Here is a 16,901-nt window from a genome sequence, read left to right as displayed (position 1 = left end):
GGGCCGGCGTCCCTTCGGCCCCCGGTGGCGTTGCGTCGCGGAGCCCGGTCAGCGGTCCCCGTGCTCCCGGGAGTTCCCGTCGCCCGGCACGAGTCCCAGTGCGCGGCGCAGGAAGTCCAGTTGGAGCAGCAGCAGGTTCTCGGCGACGGTCTCCTGCGGGGTCATGTGGGTCACGCCGGACAGCGGCAGCACCTCGTGCGGGCGGCCCGCGGCCAGCAGGGCGGAGGACAGTCGCAGGGAGTGGGCCACCACCACGTTGTCGTCCGCCAGGCCATGGATGATCATCATCGGGCGCACCGGCTCCGCGGCTTCCACCAGGCCCGCGTCGTCGATCAGGGAGTTGCGGCGGTAAACCTCGGGCTGCCGTGCCGGGTGCCCCAGATAGCGCTCCTGGTAGTGGGTGTCGTACAGCCGCAGATCGGTGACCGGTGCGCCGACCACCGCCGCGTGGAACACATCGGGGCGGCGCAGGGCCGCGAGCGCCGCCAGATAGCCGCCGAAGGACCAGCCGCGGATCGCGACACGGCTCAGATCGAGGGGGAAGTCGCCGGCGAGGGCGTGCAGCGCGTCCACCTGATCTTCGAGCACGACCGCCGCCAGGTCTTCGTGCACCGACTTCTCCCAGGCGGGGGAGTGGCCCGGAGTGCCCCGCCCGTCCGCCACGATCACCGCGAAACCCTGGTCGGCGAACCACTGCGAGGTGAGGTGCGGGTTGTGTGCGGCCACGACACGCTGCCCGTGCGGGCCCCCGTACGGATCCAGGAGGACGGGGAGGGGGGTGTCACCGGAGTAGTCGGTAGGCATAAGCACGGCGCATGGGATTCGGCGTGCGCCCCCCTGTGTGAGCGTCACGCGCGGGGACAGACCGGGATGTTCCGCATGCGACGTCACGATCGCCGCCCTCTTGCCGTCGTGCAGCACCTGCGCCTGGGCGCCCGCACGGTCGAGTGTCGAGGAGACGAGCACGGTCACGCCGCCCGAACGTACCGCCGTGTGCACACCGGGCTCCTGTGAGACGCGTTCCATGCCGAGCTCGTTGACCCGGTACACATGGACCTCGCCGATCTCCGGATCGGTCGCCGCCTCGCCGGCCGACGCGGCCACCAGTACGTCGTCGGCCGTCACGTCGAGCACGGCCCTTACATGCAACTGGCCTCCCGTGAGCGGGCGTTCGCCCACCGTGAGCACCCGTGCGCCGCCCTCGTCGGCGATGCGCACCAGCTGCCCCGAGGGGCTCCAGCACGGGACACCGGGGAAAAGTTCCAGCCAATGTGGATCTTCATCCGCGTGCACCATCCGGGTCGCCCCGGTGTCCGGATCGACGGCCAGGAACAGCTGGCTGTGCTGGTCCCGCGCCTGCACCAGGATCAGCGGTGCACCGGCCGCTGACCAGTGCACTCGCGCCAGATACGGGTAGTGCGCCCGGTCCCAGACGACCTCCGTGCGTGCTCCGTCGAGGTCCACGACGAACAGGCGCACCTCCGCGTTGTCGGTGCCCGCCGCCGGATATGCGACCGGTTGCGGCTCCCTCTCCGGACGGGCCGGATCGGAGATCCACCACCGGCGTACCGGGGTGTCGTCCGCGCGCGCGACGAGCAGCCGATCGGACGCGGGCGACCACCAGAAGCCCCGCGAACGCCCCATCTCCTCGGCCGCGACGAACTCGGCCAGCCCGTAGGTGACCGACTCCGACTCCGGTTCGGCCAGCGCCCGGTCGCCCTCGCCCTCGGCGCCGACGACGCGCAGGGCGCCCCGGGCGACGTACGCGACGTGCCTTCCGTCGGGAGCCGGCCGCGGGTCGACCACCGGTCCGGGCACGGGCAGTTCCGTTGCGGTGCCGACTCGGAGTTCCGCCGTGAAAAGCCGCCCTGACAAGGCGAAAGACGCCAACTCGACGCCGTTGTCGGTGGCGTAGTCGACGATGCCGGCACCGCCCTCGCGGCTGCGTTCCCGGCGGGCTCGCTCCTCCGGCGGCAACTCCTCCTCGGCGCCGCTGAGGAGCGCGCCGGGATCGGCTGCGGGGCGTTCCGTGCCGCTCGCGAGGTCGAGGACCCACAGCTGGTGGGTGCGGTCCGTGCCGGACGCGGAGCGCAGGAACACGACGCGGGAACCGTCGGGTGCGACGGTGAAGGCACGCGGCGCGCCGAGCGTGAACCGCTGGGTCCGCGCGTGCCGTCGGGGGAAGGAAGCAGGCTCGGTCGTCATGCCCCGACCATATTGGCCATGCGCCCCCTTGTGCGGCCGTGCGCCGATCGATGCGCACGTACGGATAGTTATGATCACTACCGCATAGTGGGTATGAACCCGCTGGCATCCAGGTGGATTTATCTGCGTGGATTTGTCCGTACGGTTCACTGCCCCGACAGTCCGACTCCCGCGCCCCTGTGGATCTTTGGAGGTGAGCCGCCGTGGCACTCTCGATTTCGGCGGTGGTGCTGCTGGCGATCGTCGTCTTCCTACTGATCAAGAAGTCGGGGCTGAAGGCAGGGCACGCGATCGTGTGCATGCTGCTCGGGTTCTATCTCGCCTCCTCGACCGTCGCCCCGACGATCAGCGAGTTGACGACGAACATCGCGGGGATGATCGGGAGCATCAAGTTCTGACCCGCTGACCCGCTGACCCGCTGACCCACCGATCCGCTGACCCACCGATCCGCTGCCCGCGCACCCGCTGACCTCGGCCGGGGGAGGTGCGCGCCGGGCCGCCTCGTAGGGTGGAGGCCATGACGGATCTGCCCGACCGGCGTCTGCTCCTGGTGCACGCGCACCCGGACGACGAGTCGATCAACAACGGCGCGACCATGGCCAGGTACGCGGCCGAGGGCGCCCGCGTGACGCTGGTGACCTGCACCCTCGGTGAGGAGGGTGAGGTCGTCCCGCCCTCGCTCGCCCGGCTCGCGTCCGACCGGGACGACGCGCTGGGCCCGCACCGCGCCGGCGAACTGGCCGCCGCTATGGCCGAGCTCGGCGTCACCGACCACCGCTTCCTCGGCGGGTCCGGCCGCTACCGCGACTCCGGGATGATGGGCGCCCCGCAGAACCACCGGCCCACCGCCTTCTGGGCCGCCGACCGCGACGAGGCGGCCGGTCATCTGGTGGCGGTCGTCCGGGAGGTGCGGCCCCAGGTCCTCGTCACCTACGATCCGAACGGCGGCTACGGCCATCCGGACCACATCCAGGCCCACCGCGTCGCCATGCGCGCCGCGGAGCTTGCCGCCGACCCCGGCTTCGGGCCGGACCTCGGCGCTCCCTGGGACATCGCCAGGATCTACTGGAACCGTGTGCCCCGGCCGGTCGCGGAGGCCGCCTTCGCCCGGCTCGGCGAGGCGCTCGACAAGACACCCTTCGCCAAGGCGGGGACCGTCGAGGACATCCCCGGCGTGGTCGACGAGGCGGTGGTCACCACGGAGATCGACGGCGCGGCCTTCGCCGCCGCGAAGGCCGCGGCGATGCGGGCGCACGCCACCCAGATCGAGGTCGCCGAACCGTGGTTCGCCCTCTCCAACGCCCTCGCGCAGCCCCTGTTCACGACCGAGTACTACGAGTTGGCGCGCGGCGGGCGGCGTGAAACGGTGCTTCCATCGGCCGGGAACCGGAGAAGTGCCGGGGCCCGCGAGACGGACCTGTTCCAGGGAGTGACCCCATGATGTCCGACGGCAAGCAGACGAGTGCGCTCGCCCAGCCGCTGAGGCCGCCCTCGATCGGCCGGACCGCCGCCTGTCTGGGCCTGTTCCTGCTCGGTGCGCTGGCCGGGGCGGCGGGTGCGCTCGTGCAGTCCGGGTGGTTCCCCGGCGGGTTGCTGCTCGCGCTCGTGGGCGCGGCCGGGGTCTTCGTCGGCGGCGGGAAGGCCATCGGGACGCGTGCGGGGGCCGTCGCGCCCGCCGCGGGCTGGGTGGTCGCCGTCATCCTGCTCACCGCCAGCCGTCCCGAGGGGGACTTCCTGTTCGGTGCCGGCGTCGGATCGTATCTCTTCCTGCTCGGCGGAATGGCCGTCGCTGTGATCTGCGCCACCCTGGCCCAGGGGCGGCAAACGGGCGGACCGGGCGTCCGACTTGGCAAGTGACGTACCGGTTCGTCGTCCGGGGCGCGGGATGCCCCCCGGGAAAACGGTGGGCGCGCGTGGGGGTCCCGTGCGGGTTTCCCCAGCGGGCGCGGTATGCGGGCGACGCGCGGCCAGTATGGTGGTGCGCGCCGCCGCGCCTTCCCCGAGCCCTCGGCTTCGCCCGAGCAGGGGGATCCCACCTGTTGAGGTCGAAACAGGCGGTGGAGCCAACCGGGAGAACCTGCCTTGAGTCGTGAAACTGACAGTTCGTCCGCCGGACCCAACGGGCGCGGCGGAGCCGCCTACCCGTCCGGGACGCCGCCGTACGGGACCCCCATGGTTTCCGAGGACGGTCTCGCCCCGGGCCGTCCGGCCGCCCAGCCGGAAGAACGCAAGACCGAGACCACACTGACGACGCGGATCCGGATCAACATCCCCGGGTCGCGGCCGATCCCGCCGGTCGTCGTGCGCACGCCCGTCGCGGGCGGCGACACCGCGGACGAGCCGAGCGTCGACACCCCGCCGCCGAGCCCCGTGAGCCCGCCCGGCAACGACACCCCCGCTCAGCCCCCGGCACCGGCCGAGGAGAAGGCCAGCGACTGGTTCGCGCCCCGCAAGCCCTCGGCGGCCAAGGGCCCCCAGGGCGGTGGGTCGACCAATGGCGCCGGCATGCCGTCGGGCGGCGGTATACAGAGCCCGGACGCGGCCCGGCCCGCGCCCGGCGGGCCGGGAGCCTCCGGCGCACGGCCGGGTGGGAGCACGGGCGGCGCGGGTCCGCTCGGCGCACGCCCGGGCGGCACGAACGGCAAGGGGCTTCCGGGCGCCACCGGCGCGGGACCCGTCGCGCCGGGGCACGGCGGTGGCACCGGCTCCTTCGACGTCTCCGAGGCCGTGGCCGCCACCACCGCGTCGATGCCGGTCATCCGCCCCGACGGCGGCACCGACCCCGGCCGTGACGGTCTGCCCTACTTCTCCGAACCCGGCGCGCAGCATCCGTCGGGTCCCACCGGCGGCCCGGTCACGGGCGACGGACCCGTCGTCCCGCCCGTCGGCGGCCCCGGCACGGTCCCCGGTGGGCCCGGCCCGATGACACCCGGCACCCCGGGTGCGCGCGGGGGCGGCCCCTTCGGTCCCGGTGGGCCGGGCGCGCACGGTGCCGGCGCGGGCCAGGGACGTTCCGGCGGCCTGAGCGACGACACGGCGATCCTCACCCCGCAGAGGCCCGCGCCCGACCCGGGCGGCCAGGGCTTCGGCGGCCCCGGCGACCACATCTCCGGGCACACCGTCACCAGTGGCATCCCGGTCGTCCCGCCGGGCGCCCAGAACGGCCCGTTCGCGCCCACCCAGCCCGAGACGCCGGCGCCGCACACGCCGCCGAAGCTGCCCGACCCCGCCAAGGCGCAGACCTCCGCGAGCGCGAGGCCGGCCAGGAAGAAGGGGCGCAGCAAAACGGTGCTCCTGGTCGGCGCGCTGGTCGTCGTGGCCGGTGTGGCCTACGGTGCCGGGCTGCTGATGAACCACTCCGACGTCCCCAAGGGCACCACGGTGCTCGGCGTCGACATCGGCGGCGGCACGCGTGACGAGGCGATCCAGAAGCTCGACGACGGGCTCGGCAGCCGTACGGCCAAGCCGCTCCAGCTGTCGGTCGACGGCAGGACGACCGCCCTCAAGCCGGACCAGGCGGGCCTGCAGCTCGACAGCAAGGCCACCGTCGCCGCCGCCGCGGAGAGCGACTACAACCCGATGTCGGTGATCGGCTCCCTCTTCGGACAGGAGCGCGTGATCGACCCGGTGATGCCGGTCGACGAGGAGAAGCTGCAGGCCGCCCTCGAGGGCGTCGCCGGCGGCAGCGGTTCGATGACCGAGGGCGGGATCAAGTTCGAGTCCGGCAAGGCCGTCGCCGTGTACGGCAAGGAGGGCAAGGGCATCGACGTCGGCGCCTCGACCGCGGCCGTCGAGCAGGCATACCGCACCCAGGTGGAGACGAACAGCGCCGCGCCCGTCAAGGTCCCCACGACCACCCGCAAGCCGACGGTCTCGAACGCCGAGGTCGACCGGATGATGAAGGCGTTCGCCGAGCCGGCGATGTCCGGCAATGTGACGGTGCGCACGGACGCGGTGCACACCATCTCCTTCAGCCCCCAGAACTCCCTGTGGAAGTTCCTCGGCGTGAAGGCCGTCAACGGCAAGCTCGTCGACACCTATGACAGGGCGGCGCTGCAGGAGCTGTACGGCAACACCTTCGACGGCGTGCTCGTCAACCGTGGCACCGGCAAGAAGACGGCGGTCACGGTGGAGGACGTGATCGGGGCGCTCCGGCCGGCACTGCTGGCGAAGACCCCGGCGGACCGGATCGCCACGATCGAGACGAACCCGAGCTGACCGAAGCGGCACAGAAGGGCGCCCGGTTGCGACCGGGCGCCCTTTCGCCGTCGTGTGCGGCATGACATCTGTCATGCCGCAGTGACGACACCCGGCACTGCCTCCCGGGGCCCGGGCACCGCCACGATGGGGCCATGACGACGACACGTACGACCACCGGACCGGTGGTCGGGTTCGACCGCGTGACCAAGGCCTACGGGGCCGTCCGGGCCGTCGACGGGCTGTCACTCGAGCTGCACCCGGGCGAGACGGTGGCCCTGCTCGGGCCCAACGGGGCCGGCAAGTCGACCGCCCTCGACCTGCTGCTCGGCCTCAAGCACGCCGACGACGGCACCGTCCGGGTGTTCGGGACCGGCCCGCGCGAGGCCATCGTCGCGGGGCGCGTGGGCGCCATGCTGCAGAGCGGTGGCCTGATGGACGAGGTCACGGTCGCCGAGCTGGTCAGGCTCGCCTGCGATCTGCACCCGAAGCCGTACAAGCCCGCCGATGTGCTCGCCCGCGCGGGCATCTCGCAGATCGCCGACCGCAAGGTGAACAAGCTCTCCGGAGGTCAGGCGCAGCGCGTCCGCTTCGCCCTCGCCACCGCGGGCGACAGCGATCTGATCGTCCTCGACGAGCCGACCACCGGCATGGACGTGGCGGCGCGCCAGGCATTCTGGGCCACCATGCGCGAGCAGGCGGACCAGGGACGCACGGTGCTGTTCGCCACGCACTACCTCGAAGAGGCCGATGCGATCGCCGACCGGGTCCTGGTCCTGCACCGCGGGCGGCTCCTCGCCGACGGCACCGCCGCCGAGATCAAGGCGAAGGCGGGTGCCCGCCGGGTCTCCTTCGACCTGGAGGGCACGATCGACGAGGCCCCACTGCGCGCGCTGCCCTTCCTGACCTCGATAGACGTCTCCGGGCAGACCGTCCGCATCCAGTCCACCGACGCCGACGCCACCGTCCACGCGCTGTACGGCCTCGGTGTCTACCCCCGCAACCTCGAAGTCGCCGGACTCGGGCTCGAGCAGGCCTTCGTCGCCATCACTGAGGCCGAGGAGGCCCGGCAGTCATGAACAGCCTCATCAAGCTGGAACTCGCCCGCGCACTGCGCAACCGCAAGTTCCTGTTCTTCTCGGTGATCTACCCCTCTGCCCTGTTCCTGCTGATCTCGAGCACCTCCGGCAGTCCGACCACCAAGGTCACCGGGAGCGATCTGACCGTGGCGACGTACATGATGGTCTCCATGGCGTCCTTCGGTGCCCTGACGGCCGTGCTGATGGGCAACAGCGAGCGCATCGCCAAGGAGCGCGAGAACGGCTGGGTGCGGCAGCTGCGGCTCACCACCCTGCCCGGGCGCGGCTACGTCCTCGCCAAGACCGCCAGCGCGGCCGTGGTCAGTCTGCCGTCCATCGTCGTCGTCTTCGTGGTCGCGGCGGCCCTGAAGGACGTCCGCCTGGACGCCTGGCAGTGGCTCGCCCTCACCGGGGCCATCTGGGCAGGCAGCCTGGTCTTCGCCGCGCTCGGAGTGGCCATCGGCTACCTCGCCAGCGGTGACGCCGTCCGCCCGATCACCATGATCACCTACTTCGGCCTGTCGATCCTCGGCGGCCTGTGGTGGCCGTCGGCGGTCTTCCCGGGCTGGCTGCAGGACATCGCGAAATGGCTGCCCACCCATGCGTACGCTGCCCTCGGACAGGCCATCGAACAGAGCCGGGCCCCGCACGCCGAGGACATCGCCGTCCTCGTCGCGTTCTTCGTGCTGTTCGCGGGTGGGGCGGCCTGGCTGTACCGGAAGGACACGCTGAAGGCGTGAGCGCGATGACAGAGGACCCGCGGACCCACGAAGCCCGGGCGGAGCGGCTGATGCGTCTCGGGCAGTCGCCCAGCAACCGTCCCGAACTGCTGCGCAAGTCGCTGTGGATCGGCGTGTGGCTGGTCTTCCTCAGCTCGCCGGTCCACGACCTCGCCGCCGGGAACCACGCCACCGCGGGGACCGTGGCCGGCTGGCTGGGCCTCGTGGCCTTCGTCGGGGTCTATCTGATGCTCGTCTTCCGGAACATGGGCCGTCCGAGCTCCCGCCCGTTCGCCGGTGCCCTCATCGTCGTCCTCGCCGTTCTCGCCGCCGCGCTGTCCTTCTCGCTCGGCTCGGCCTGGCTCGGTCTCTTCGTCTACGTCTCCGTCGCCTGCGGGGCGACCCTGCCGCTGCGGACGGCCTACTGGACGATCCCCGTCACGGCCGCCGCGATGCTCCTCATCGCGCTGCGCCTCGGCGAGGACGACCTGTGGAGCCTGGTCGTCCTGGTGCTGCTCATCGGGTACGCGATGACAGGCGTCGGCCAACTGATCCGGACGACGATCGAGTTGCGCAAAGCCCGGGCCACCGTCGCCCAGCTCGCCGCCAATGAGGAGCGGTTGCGGCTGGCCCGTGATCTGCACGACCTGCTCGGCCACTCGCTCTCCCTGATCACCCTGAAGAGCGAGCTCGCCGGTCGCATGCTCCCGGGCCATCCGGACAAGGCGGCCCAGCAGGTGGCCGACATCGAACAGGTCAGCCGCCAGGCCCTCGTCGACGTGCGCGAGGCGGTCACCGGCTACCGGCGCCCCCGCCTGGCGGCCGAACTCGCGGGGGCCCAGGTCGCCCTGACGGCCGCCGGGGTCACGGCGCAGGTGCCGGCGGAACCCGACCTCGCCGGCGTCCCGGAGGACAACGGGTCCGCCCTGGCCTGGGCGCTGCGCGAGGCGGTCACCAACGTCGTACGGCACAGCGGCGCGGAGCGCTGCACGGTGGAGGTGCTCCGGCGGCAGACCCTGGACGGCCCGGTGCTGGAGCTCTGCGTGGAGGACAACGGCTCGGGTGGCTCGGGCAAGGCACCCGGAAACGGGCTGACGGGTCTGACCGAGCGGTTGGAGAAGGTCGCCGGGACGCTGGAGGCGGGCCGCGTCAAGCACGGATTCCGGCTTGTCGCCCGCGTGCCGGCCGACGGCGCGGCGGACGTAGGATCCGGGGCATGAGCCGCACGATCAAGGTCCTGCTCGCCGAGGACCAGTCGATGGTCCGGGAGGCGCTGGCAGCGCTGCTGGGGCTGGAGGAGGACATCGAGGTCGTCGCCCAGGTCGCCCGCGGTGACGAGGTGCCGGCGGCGGCGCGCGCCCACGAGGTGGACGTGGCGCTGCTCGACATCGAGATGCCCGGTGCGACCGGGATCGAGGCGGCGGCCGAACTCCGACGGGAGTTCCCGGCCCTCAAGGTGGTCGTCCTCACCACGTTCGGGCGGCCCGGCTATCTGCGCTCCGCGATGGAGGCGGGCGCCGACGCCTTCCTGGTGAAGGACGCGCCCGCGGCCCAACTCGCCGAGGCCGTGCGGAAGGTGCTCGCCGGTGAGCGCGTGATCGACCCGACACTGGCGGCGGCCGCCCTCGCCGACGGCGCCAATCCGCTGACCGACCGCGAGCGCGAGGTGCTGCGTGCGGCGGCGGGCGGGGCCACCAACGCGGAACTGGCCGCGACGCTGCACCTGTCCCAGGGCACGGTCCGCAACTACCTCTCGACGGCGATCCAGAAACTCGCGGTCCGCAACCGGGCGGAGGCGGTCCGGATCGCGCGCGAGAAAGGGTGGCTGTAGCGCCCGTACGGGGCTCCACCACCGTTCCCCACTCGGCCGCGCACGTGGCACGGCACCGCCACGGTGCCCGGCCGAGTCCTCAGTTGAGCATCGCCCGGGCCGCCTGGGCCTGACCCCGCATCCGGTCGGCTGCCTCCTCGTCGACGGCGGACAGCACCTCGGCATACGCGTCGAGTTCCGCGGCCCCTTGCAGGAATTCCCCCCGCTGCACGAGCAGTTGAGCGCGCTCGTAGCGCAGCCGCGCCGGGTGGGACGGCAGCAGCAGCGACAACTCGACGGCCCACAGGGCGACATCCGACCGTTCCGGCCGGGCGGCGGCCCACGCGCGTATGTTGTTGAGCACCCGCAGCACGACCTGAAGCGGATCCGCGGGCGCGAGCATCGAAGGTTCGAGCGGCGCTCCCGTGGCCCCGGCGACCAGCATCCCGGCGTGGTCGCGCGACAGCACCCGGCCCCCGTCGAAGGGGTCGGCCAGGACCTGGTCCGCCACCGGGCCGAACCCGACGACGAAGTGGCCGGGCAGCGCGACCCCGTACACCGGTGCGCCCGCCCGCCGCGCCACCTCGATCCACACCACCGACAGCAGGATCGGCAGCCCGCGTCGCCGGTGCAGCACCTCGTGCAGCAGCGAGGACTGCAGCCGCTCGTAGTCGGCGGGGGCGCCGTGGAACCCGTACCGCTCGCCGAGCAGCCCGGCGAGGGCGCTCAGCCAGGCCCCGGGCCCGCCCGGTGCGAACGGCAGCTGCCCGGCCAGCCGGTCGAGCTCGATCTGCGCGGCGTCCATCCCGGGCTCGTCCAGCGTTCCGTCCGCCGCCGCGCACACGAGCAGGCACAGGGCCGCGAGATCGGGCCGCGCGGAGCGCGCCTCTTCGCCGAAACGGCGCCGCACCTCGGCGGCCCGTTCCGGCTCCGGGGGATAGGGGGCATGCATGGCGGTCCCGAAACCTCTCACACCACCGGTCCCGGACCCGTGACCACCCGGCCGCAGGCGTCCGGACCACGCGAGCCCCTCGGCTCCCGGTAGTGGTGATATGCATGATGCGCCTCGAAGCCGAGTCCCGTGTACAGCGCACGCGCGCCCTCGTTGTCGGCCTCCACCTGGAGCCAGGCCGCCGAGGCGCCCTCGTGGAGCGCCTGCCGGGCCAGTGCGGCCATCACGGCCGTGGCGAGGCCACGCCGGCGCTGCTCCGGGGCGACCTCCACGGCAGCGAAACCGGCCCACCGTCCGTCCACCACACATCGTCCGATCGCCGCAGGCGGGGCACCTTCCGCGCCGGGCACCGCCGCGAACCACACCGAGGGCCCACTGCCCAGTACCTTCAGGGCCACCTCGCCCAGCCCCCTGCGCTGGTAGCGGGCGAGCCACAGCTCGTCCGCGGTGCGTGACAGCACGACTGTGGGCGCCTCACGGTCCGCCAGTGGCGCCAGTGCGCCGGTCCACAGCTCCGCGGTGACCTCCCGTGTCCAGCCACGGGCCTCCAGCTTCGCGCGCAGCGGTTCCTGGGTGCCCTGCGCCCCGGTGGCGAGCTGTATCCGGGCCGGCAGGCCGCGCGCCGCGTACCAGCGCCGTACGGCCGCCAGCGCTTCGTCCAGCGGTGTCCCGGGATCTCCGAGGGGCAGCACCGAATTGGCCCGGCGGGTGAATCCGGAGGCGGCACGCAGCTCCCAGTCGCCGATCCGCTCCCGCTCCACCGGCTGCCACGCCCGGGCGGAGATCCGCGCCAGCTCCTCGTAGAAGGCCACGGGCCCCCTGCGGCGCGCCGAGGCCGCCGCGGCCCGTCGCGACTCGTCCGCGCGGGGACGGGCGGCAGGGGGCGCCGCGGGCACGACCTTGCCCGCGACCAGTGATGATTCGGCGATCCTGACGCTCTGTCCGTCCCGCCGCGTGATCATGAGCACACCGTCGTCCCATGATGTGAGAACACCGACCGTATCGGTGAACCTCTCACCCTCGGCGGCATGTTCCCTCCACCGCCGTACGGAGACGCGTTTCCCCACGTCAGCAGCGGTGATTCGGACCTCGAGCCGTCCGCCCGCAGAGATTTCCACAGGTCAGTTCACCCCTCCTGTTCGGATCATGCCCAGGAACGGAGATACTAGGTGCGGGCATCGACGACGCCGCGCTCCCGCGCGCCAGGCGGCGGAGCCTGAAGAGGCCCGCCAGCGCCCTACCGAGGAGGAACGACAGCGTGACCTACGTCATCGCAGAGCCTTGTGTCGACGTCAAGGACAAGGCGTGCATCGAGGAGTGCCCGGTCGACTGCATCTACGAGGGCCAGCGGTCCTTGTACATCCACCCGGACGAATGCGTCGACTGTGGAGCCTGCGAGCCGGTCTGCCCGGTCGAGGCCATCTTCTACGAGGATGACACTCCCGAGGAGTGGAAGGACTACTACAAGGCGAACGTCGAGTTCTTCGACGAGCTCGGCTCGCCCGGTGGTGCCAGCAAGCTGGGGCTGATCGAGCGCGACCACCCCTTCATCGCGGCGCTGCCCCCGATGAACCAGTAAGCGACGGGGCGCACCGGTGCCGGGCGTCCGTGTGCACACAGGCCCGAAGGGCCGAGCACGGACGGGCCCCCCGGCACCGGCCGACGCGCCCCGGAAGCGGAATGAGCCGACGCCGCCTCGGTCCGGTACGGTGCCCGCCGCGCCGCACGGGACCGAGGCGTTCGGCGCCCACAGCCTCGAAAAGGGCGCCCGTCGTAGCAGAAAGTGAGCCCGATCCCCGTGTCAGCAGTATCCGACCGGCTTCCGGCCTTCCCCTGGGACAAGCTGGAGCCCTACAAGAAGACGGCCGCCGCGCACGCGGGCGGGATCGTCGACCTGTCCGTCGGCACTCCGGTCGACCCGGTTCCCGAGCTGATCCAGAAGGCGCTCGTGGCGGCCGCGGACTCCCCGGGCTATCCGACCGTCTGGGGCACGCCCGAGCTGCGCGACGCGATCACGGGCTGGGTGGAGCGCCGCCTGGGCGCCCGGAACGTCACCCACCGCCATGTGCTGCCCGTCGTCGGCTCCAAGGAACTCGTCGCCTGGCTTCCGACCCAGCTGGGTCTCGGCCCGGGCGACACGGTCGCGTACCCGCGCCTGGCCTATCCGACGTACGAGGTCGGAGCGCGCCTGGCCCGCGCGGACCACGTGGCCTACGACGACCCGACCGAGCTCGACCCGGGGAACCTGAAGCTGCTGTGGCTCAACTCGCCGTCGAACCCGACGGGCAGGGTGCTGGCCAAGGAGGAACTGGCCCGGATCGTGTCCTGGGCGCGTGAGCACGGCGTGCTGGTCGTCTCCGACGAGTGCTACCTCGAACTGGGCTGGGAGGCCGATCCGGTCTCCGTCCTGCACCCGGACGTGTGCGGCGGTTCGTACGACGGCATCGTCGCGGTGCACTCGCTGTCCAAGCGGTCGAACCTCGCGGGCTACCGGGCGGCGTTCCTGGCGGGCGATCCGGCGGTCCTCGGCCCTCTTCTGGAGATCCGCAAGCACGGCGGCATGATGACGTCCGCACCGACGCAGGCGGCCGTGGTCGCCGCGCTGAGCGACGACGCGCATGTGCGTGAGCAGCGCGAGCGCTACGCCGCCCGCCGGACGATGCTGCGCGAGGCCCTGCTGAAGCACGGTTTCCGCATCGAGCACAGCGAGGCGAGCCTGTATCTGTGGGCGACCCGCGACGAGTCGTGCTGGCAGACAGTCTCGCACCTCGCAGACCTGGGCATCCTGGTCGCTCCCGGTGACTTCTACGGTCCCGCGGGCGAGAGGTTCGTCCGGGTGGCCCTGACGGCCACGGACGAACGCATCGCGGCGGCGGTGGAGCGGCTCTGGGCCGACGGCCGACAGTCCTGAGGGGGTCCGGGGCGGCGGCGCCCCGGACCCCCTCAGGCATACGGCGTGCCCCGCTCAGCCGCCCAGCGGCAGGCCCTGCACCGGCAGCTGTCCCGGCAGCCCGGTCCTGGCGGTCCCGCCGAGCAGGCCATCGGCCTGGCCCGTGGCGTCCGCCGCCACCTTCTGCGCGACCGGCGCGGCCTTCCTGACGACGTTCCCACCGGTGGCGTTCGCGGTCGGCGCCACCTTCTTGACCGTCCCGCCGCCGGCCTTGACCGTCCGGCTGCCGGCGTCACCCGCGAGCCCGGTGACCTTCTGGGCCGCACCGTCGACCTTCTGGGCCGCGCCGTCGACGCCGGTGCCCAGCTGTGCGTTGTCCAGGGCGGTCAGCCCGGCGAGCTCCGGGTTGGCCGGCAGGTCGGTCGTCGCCGCGCCGGCGGAGCCGGCCGCACCGACCACGGGCGCCGCTCCCGCTGCGATGAGCAGCGCGACACGGGCGATCCTGCGGGTCAGGGGGAGGGACATGATGCTCCTTTGACGGGAGAGAACGGTGAAGTGTCCGTCACCACCCAGAGGTTGATCGTTCCGGGATCGGACGCAGTGACTACCGCTCGAAGCCCTCGAAGGTTGCGGTGCCCCGATGTAAAGAGTTGGTAATGTGTCGCATTATCGGGTGGGGAGGAAATCGGGCAAACGGCGTCCCGCCGGAAAGGCCGCCGAATCCTTACAGCCCTTTGCCCCCAAGGGTTTCGGTGGACACCGCGACGGCCGCGCGCAAAACGGCGCGCCCCGTCGACGAGGCGCGCCGCGCAGTACCCGGAAGGGTGAGGTGCCGTACTGCTGCCCGGGTTATTCGCCGGTGACGATACGGACTTCGGATTCCGACGCCTTCGCGCCGGAGCCGCCGGCGGCACGCCACTCGTCCGCGAAGCCCCCGCGCGACCACTCGCGGCCCGCGTAGGAGACGCGCGCGATGTGCAGCGCCGAGGAGTTGGCGACAGCCCAGTGCGCCAGCTCCCAGCCGCGCTCGCGGACGGTGCCCGAGGCCGTGGACTTCCGGGGCACCGGGACCGTCACGGCGTCGGCGGCGGACGTCACCGCGGCCATGGGGGAGGACGTCGACCTCCCCTTGCCCACCTCCGCGCCGGCCGTCTGCAGCACGTCGCGCCCGAAGTCCCTGACGAGCGCGGCCCGTACGGCGTCGGGGCCGCCGCCCACCGTCGGCGTGGGGCGTCCCTGGCAGGTCAGCGTGGCGGCCGCGTGCCCGGTCAGTGCGGCGGCGAGCAGCACCGCGTCGGGCTCGTGCTTCGCGTACGCCTCGGGATAGCCGCTGCGCTGCACGCGCTGCGCGGCCACGGTCAGCGGCAGCCGGGAGTAGTCGGGGACCTTGACCAGGTGGTCGTAGAACACGCCTGACGCGTACGTGGGATCCATGATCTGCTTGCTGGTGCCCCAGCCCTGCGAGGGGCGTTGCTGGAACAGGCCGAGCGAGTCCCGGTCGCCGTGCCCGATGTTGCGCAGTCCGGACTCCTGGATCGCGGTCGCGAGGGCGATGGTCACGGCGCGCTCCGACATGCCCCGTGTGGTGCCGACGGCGGAGATCGTCGCCGCGTTGACCGCCTGCTCGGGGGTGAACTCGTACGACGTCTGGCCGCCCTTGGCCGATACGACCCGGCACTTCGGCGCGGCCGAGCCGGTGAGGTACTGGACGGTGAGGTAGCCGGCTACGGCGAGCAGGACCACGAGGGCCGCCCCGAATCGGAGGAGGCGGCCGCGGCGTTTGGGCTTGGGGGACGGCTCTGACACCCGTACAAGGTACTGGAGCAGACCCATGGGTATGCCGGGGTTGTGGACAACTCGTGGTGCCGGTGTGTGCGGCCGGGCGCGCTAGGGTCGACGGCATGGCGGACACCCCTCTTGACCTCACGCTGGACGCCGCGCGGCTGACCGCGCGGCTCGTCGACTTCCCCTCCGAGAGCGGCAATGAGAAGTCCCTCGCGGACGCGATCGAGGCTGCCCTGCGCGATCTGCCCCATCTGACCGTCGATCGGTACGGCAACAACGTCGTGGCCCGGACCCGTCTCGGACGGCGGGAACGCGTCATTCTGGCGGGCCACATCGACACGGTCCCCATCGCGGACAACGTGCCCTCCCGCCTCGACGGCGACGGCGTGCTGTGGGGCTGCGGCACCTGCGACATGAAGTCGGGCGTCGCGGTCCAGCTCCGTATCGCCGCTACCGTCCCGGCACCCAACCGCGACCTCACGTTCGTCTTCTACGACAACGAGGAGGTCGAGGCGCACCTGAACGGTCTCGGGCATGTGGCGGACGCCCATCCGGACTGGCTGAAGGGCGACTTCGCGGTGCTGCTCGAGCCGTCCGACGGCCAGGTCGAGGGCGGCTGCCAGGGCACGCTTCGGGTCGAGCTGAGGACCAGGGGCGAGCGGGCCCATTCGGCGCGCGGCTGGATGGGCTCCAACGCGATCCATGCGGCGTCCCCGATCCTGGCCCGACTGGCCGCCTACGAACCGCGCCACCCGGTGATCGACGGCCTGGAGTACCGGGAGGGCCTGAACGCGGTCCGCATCTCGGGCGGGGTCGCCGGAAACGTGATCCCCGACGAGTGCGTGGTCACGGTCAACTTCCGCTACGCCCCGGACCGCTCCGAGGCGGAGGCGATCGCGCACGTCCGGGACGTGTTCGCGGACTGCGGGGTGGAGGAGTTCACGGTCGTCGACCACAGCGGCGGCGCCCTGCCCGGGCTCTCGCACCCCGCCGCGGCGGCGTTCATCGAGGCGGTCGGGGGCACCCCGCAACCCAAGTACGGGTGGACGGACGTGTCCCGCTTCAGCGGGCTGGGCGTCCCGGCGGTCAACTACGGACCCGGGAACCCGCATTTGGCGCACAAACGGGACGAGCGCGTCGACACGGCCAAGATCCTCGCCGGGGAGGAGCGCCTGAGGGCCTGGCTGACCTCCTGACCTGCCGCCGGTTGTGGGGAACGTCGCTTCATGGCGGTCATGCGGGCGTACCCCGTCCTTAACCCGCG

At 72.3% G+C, this 16,901-nt stretch carries 16 protein-coding genes; 11 read left to right on the top strand and 5 right to left on the bottom strand.

Annotated features, from left to right (window positions below):
- Positions 1–48: 48 nt before the first annotated feature.
- On the bottom strand, positions 49–2,205 hold the full coding sequence (locus RCR19_RS13660; protein ID WP_331265397.1) for a prolyl oligopeptidase family serine peptidase: 2,157 nt from the start codon (positions 2,203–2,205) through the stop codon (positions 49–51).
- A gap of 203 nt (positions 2,206–2,408) precedes the next feature.
- Here RCR19_RS13660 and RCR19_RS13655 point away from each other — a divergent pair, with 203 nt between their 5' ends.
- The 8 genes from RCR19_RS13655 to RCR19_RS13620 all read left to right on the top strand — a co-directional run bounded on the left by RCR19_RS13655 (position 2,409) and on the right by RCR19_RS13620 (position 10,031).
- Positions 2,409–2,603: a hypothetical protein gene (locus RCR19_RS13655; RefSeq protein WP_059128380.1), complete on the top strand. Its 195-nt coding sequence runs from the start codon at positions 2,409–2,411 to the stop codon at positions 2,601–2,603.
- Between the two features lie 119 nt (positions 2,604–2,722).
- Complete coding sequence (gene mshB, locus RCR19_RS13650) at positions 2,723–3,646, top strand: N-acetyl-1-D-myo-inositol-2-amino-2-deoxy-alpha-D-glucopyranoside deacetylase (RefSeq protein ID WP_331265396.1); 924 nt, start codon at positions 2,723–2,725, stop codon at positions 3,644–3,646.
- On the top strand, positions 3,646–4,062 hold the full coding sequence (locus tag RCR19_RS13645; protein ID WP_331269427.1) for a DUF6113 family protein: 417 nt from the start codon (positions 3,646–3,648) through the stop codon (positions 4,060–4,062). The genes mshB and RCR19_RS13645 overlap by 1 nt, the downstream gene beginning before the upstream one ends.
- A 225-nt stretch (positions 4,063–4,287) precedes the next feature.
- Positions 4,288–6,423, top strand: coding sequence for a hypothetical protein (locus RCR19_RS13640; RefSeq protein WP_331265395.1), 2,136 nt, complete (start codon positions 4,288–4,290; stop codon positions 6,421–6,423).
- Positions 6,424–6,557: 134 nt separating this feature from the next.
- Entirely contained in the window at positions 6,558–7,481 is a 924-nt protein-coding gene (locus RCR19_RS13635) for an ABC transporter ATP-binding protein (RefSeq protein WP_331265394.1), read from the top strand.
- The gene (locus RCR19_RS13630) at positions 7,478–8,221 is read left to right on the top strand and encodes an ABC transporter permease (protein ID WP_331265393.1); all 744 of its coding nucleotides are present in this window, start codon (positions 7,478–7,480) and stop codon (positions 8,219–8,221) included. Before RCR19_RS13635 ends, RCR19_RS13630 begins: the two co-directional genes overlap by 4 nt.
- Positions 8,222–8,226: 5 nt before the next feature.
- Entirely contained in the window at positions 8,227–9,420 is a 1,194-nt protein-coding gene (locus tag RCR19_RS13625) for a histidine kinase (RefSeq protein WP_331269426.1), read from the top strand.
- Entirely contained in the window at positions 9,417–10,031 is a 615-nt protein-coding gene (locus RCR19_RS13620; protein WP_331265392.1) for a response regulator transcription factor, read from the top strand. Before RCR19_RS13625 ends, RCR19_RS13620 begins: the two co-directional genes overlap by 4 nt.
- Positions 10,032–10,110: 79 nt before the next feature.
- Here RCR19_RS13620 and RCR19_RS13615 read toward each other — a convergent pair whose 3' ends face one another.
- Entirely contained in the window at positions 10,111–10,962 is an 852-nt protein-coding gene (locus RCR19_RS13615; RefSeq protein WP_331265391.1) for a transglutaminase-like domain-containing protein, read from the bottom strand.
- Between the two features lie 17 nt (positions 10,963–10,979).
- On the bottom strand, positions 10,980–12,080 hold the full coding sequence (locus RCR19_RS13610) for a GNAT family N-acetyltransferase (RefSeq protein ID WP_331265390.1): 1,101 nt from the start codon (positions 12,078–12,080) through the stop codon (positions 10,980–10,982).
- 140 nt (positions 12,081–12,220) lie between these two features.
- Here RCR19_RS13610 and fdxA point away from each other — a divergent pair, with 140 nt between their 5' ends.
- Together fdxA and RCR19_RS13600 are read left to right on the top strand one after the other, a co-directional pair.
- Positions 12,221–12,541 carry a ferredoxin gene (gene fdxA / locus RCR19_RS13605; RefSeq protein WP_043443616.1) on the top strand — a complete coding sequence of 107 codons (321 nt, stop codon included), beginning with the start codon at positions 12,221–12,223 and terminating at the stop codon, positions 12,539–12,541.
- 219 nt (positions 12,542–12,760) lie between these two features.
- On the top strand, positions 12,761–13,873 hold the full coding sequence (locus RCR19_RS13600) for a bifunctional succinyldiaminopimelate transaminase/glutamate-prephenate aminotransferase (RefSeq protein WP_331265389.1): 1,113 nt from the start codon (positions 12,761–12,763) through the stop codon (positions 13,871–13,873).
- Between the two features lie 54 nt (positions 13,874–13,927).
- Here the strand turns inward: RCR19_RS13600 and RCR19_RS13595 are convergent, their stop codons facing one another.
- On the bottom strand, positions 13,928–14,377 hold the full coding sequence (locus RCR19_RS13595) for an ATP-binding protein (RefSeq protein ID WP_331265388.1): 450 nt from the start codon (positions 14,375–14,377) through the stop codon (positions 13,928–13,930).
- Between the two features lie 324 nt (positions 14,378–14,701).
- A complete protein-coding gene (locus RCR19_RS13590) occupies positions 14,702–15,658 on the bottom strand; it encodes a heavy metal transporter (protein WP_331265387.1) in 957 nt (318 codons plus the stop codon).
- A 95-nt stretch (positions 15,659–15,753) separates the two neighbouring features.
- Here RCR19_RS13590 and dapE point away from each other — a divergent pair, with 95 nt between their 5' ends.
- Positions 15,754–16,833 carry a succinyl-diaminopimelate desuccinylase gene (gene dapE / locus RCR19_RS13585; protein WP_331265386.1) on the top strand — a complete coding sequence of 360 codons (1,080 nt, stop codon included), beginning with the start codon at positions 15,754–15,756 and terminating at the stop codon, positions 16,831–16,833.
- The last annotated feature ends 68 nt before the right edge of the window (positions 16,834–16,901 follow it).

This window comes from Streptomyces sp. WAC07094, from assembly GCF_036320405.1.
GTDB lineage: Bacteria > Actinomycetota > Actinomycetes > Streptomycetales > Streptomycetaceae > Streptomyces > Streptomyces lannensis.
Note: the sequence above shows the minus strand (reverse complement) of the source record. Positions and strands in the feature narration are given on the sequence as shown.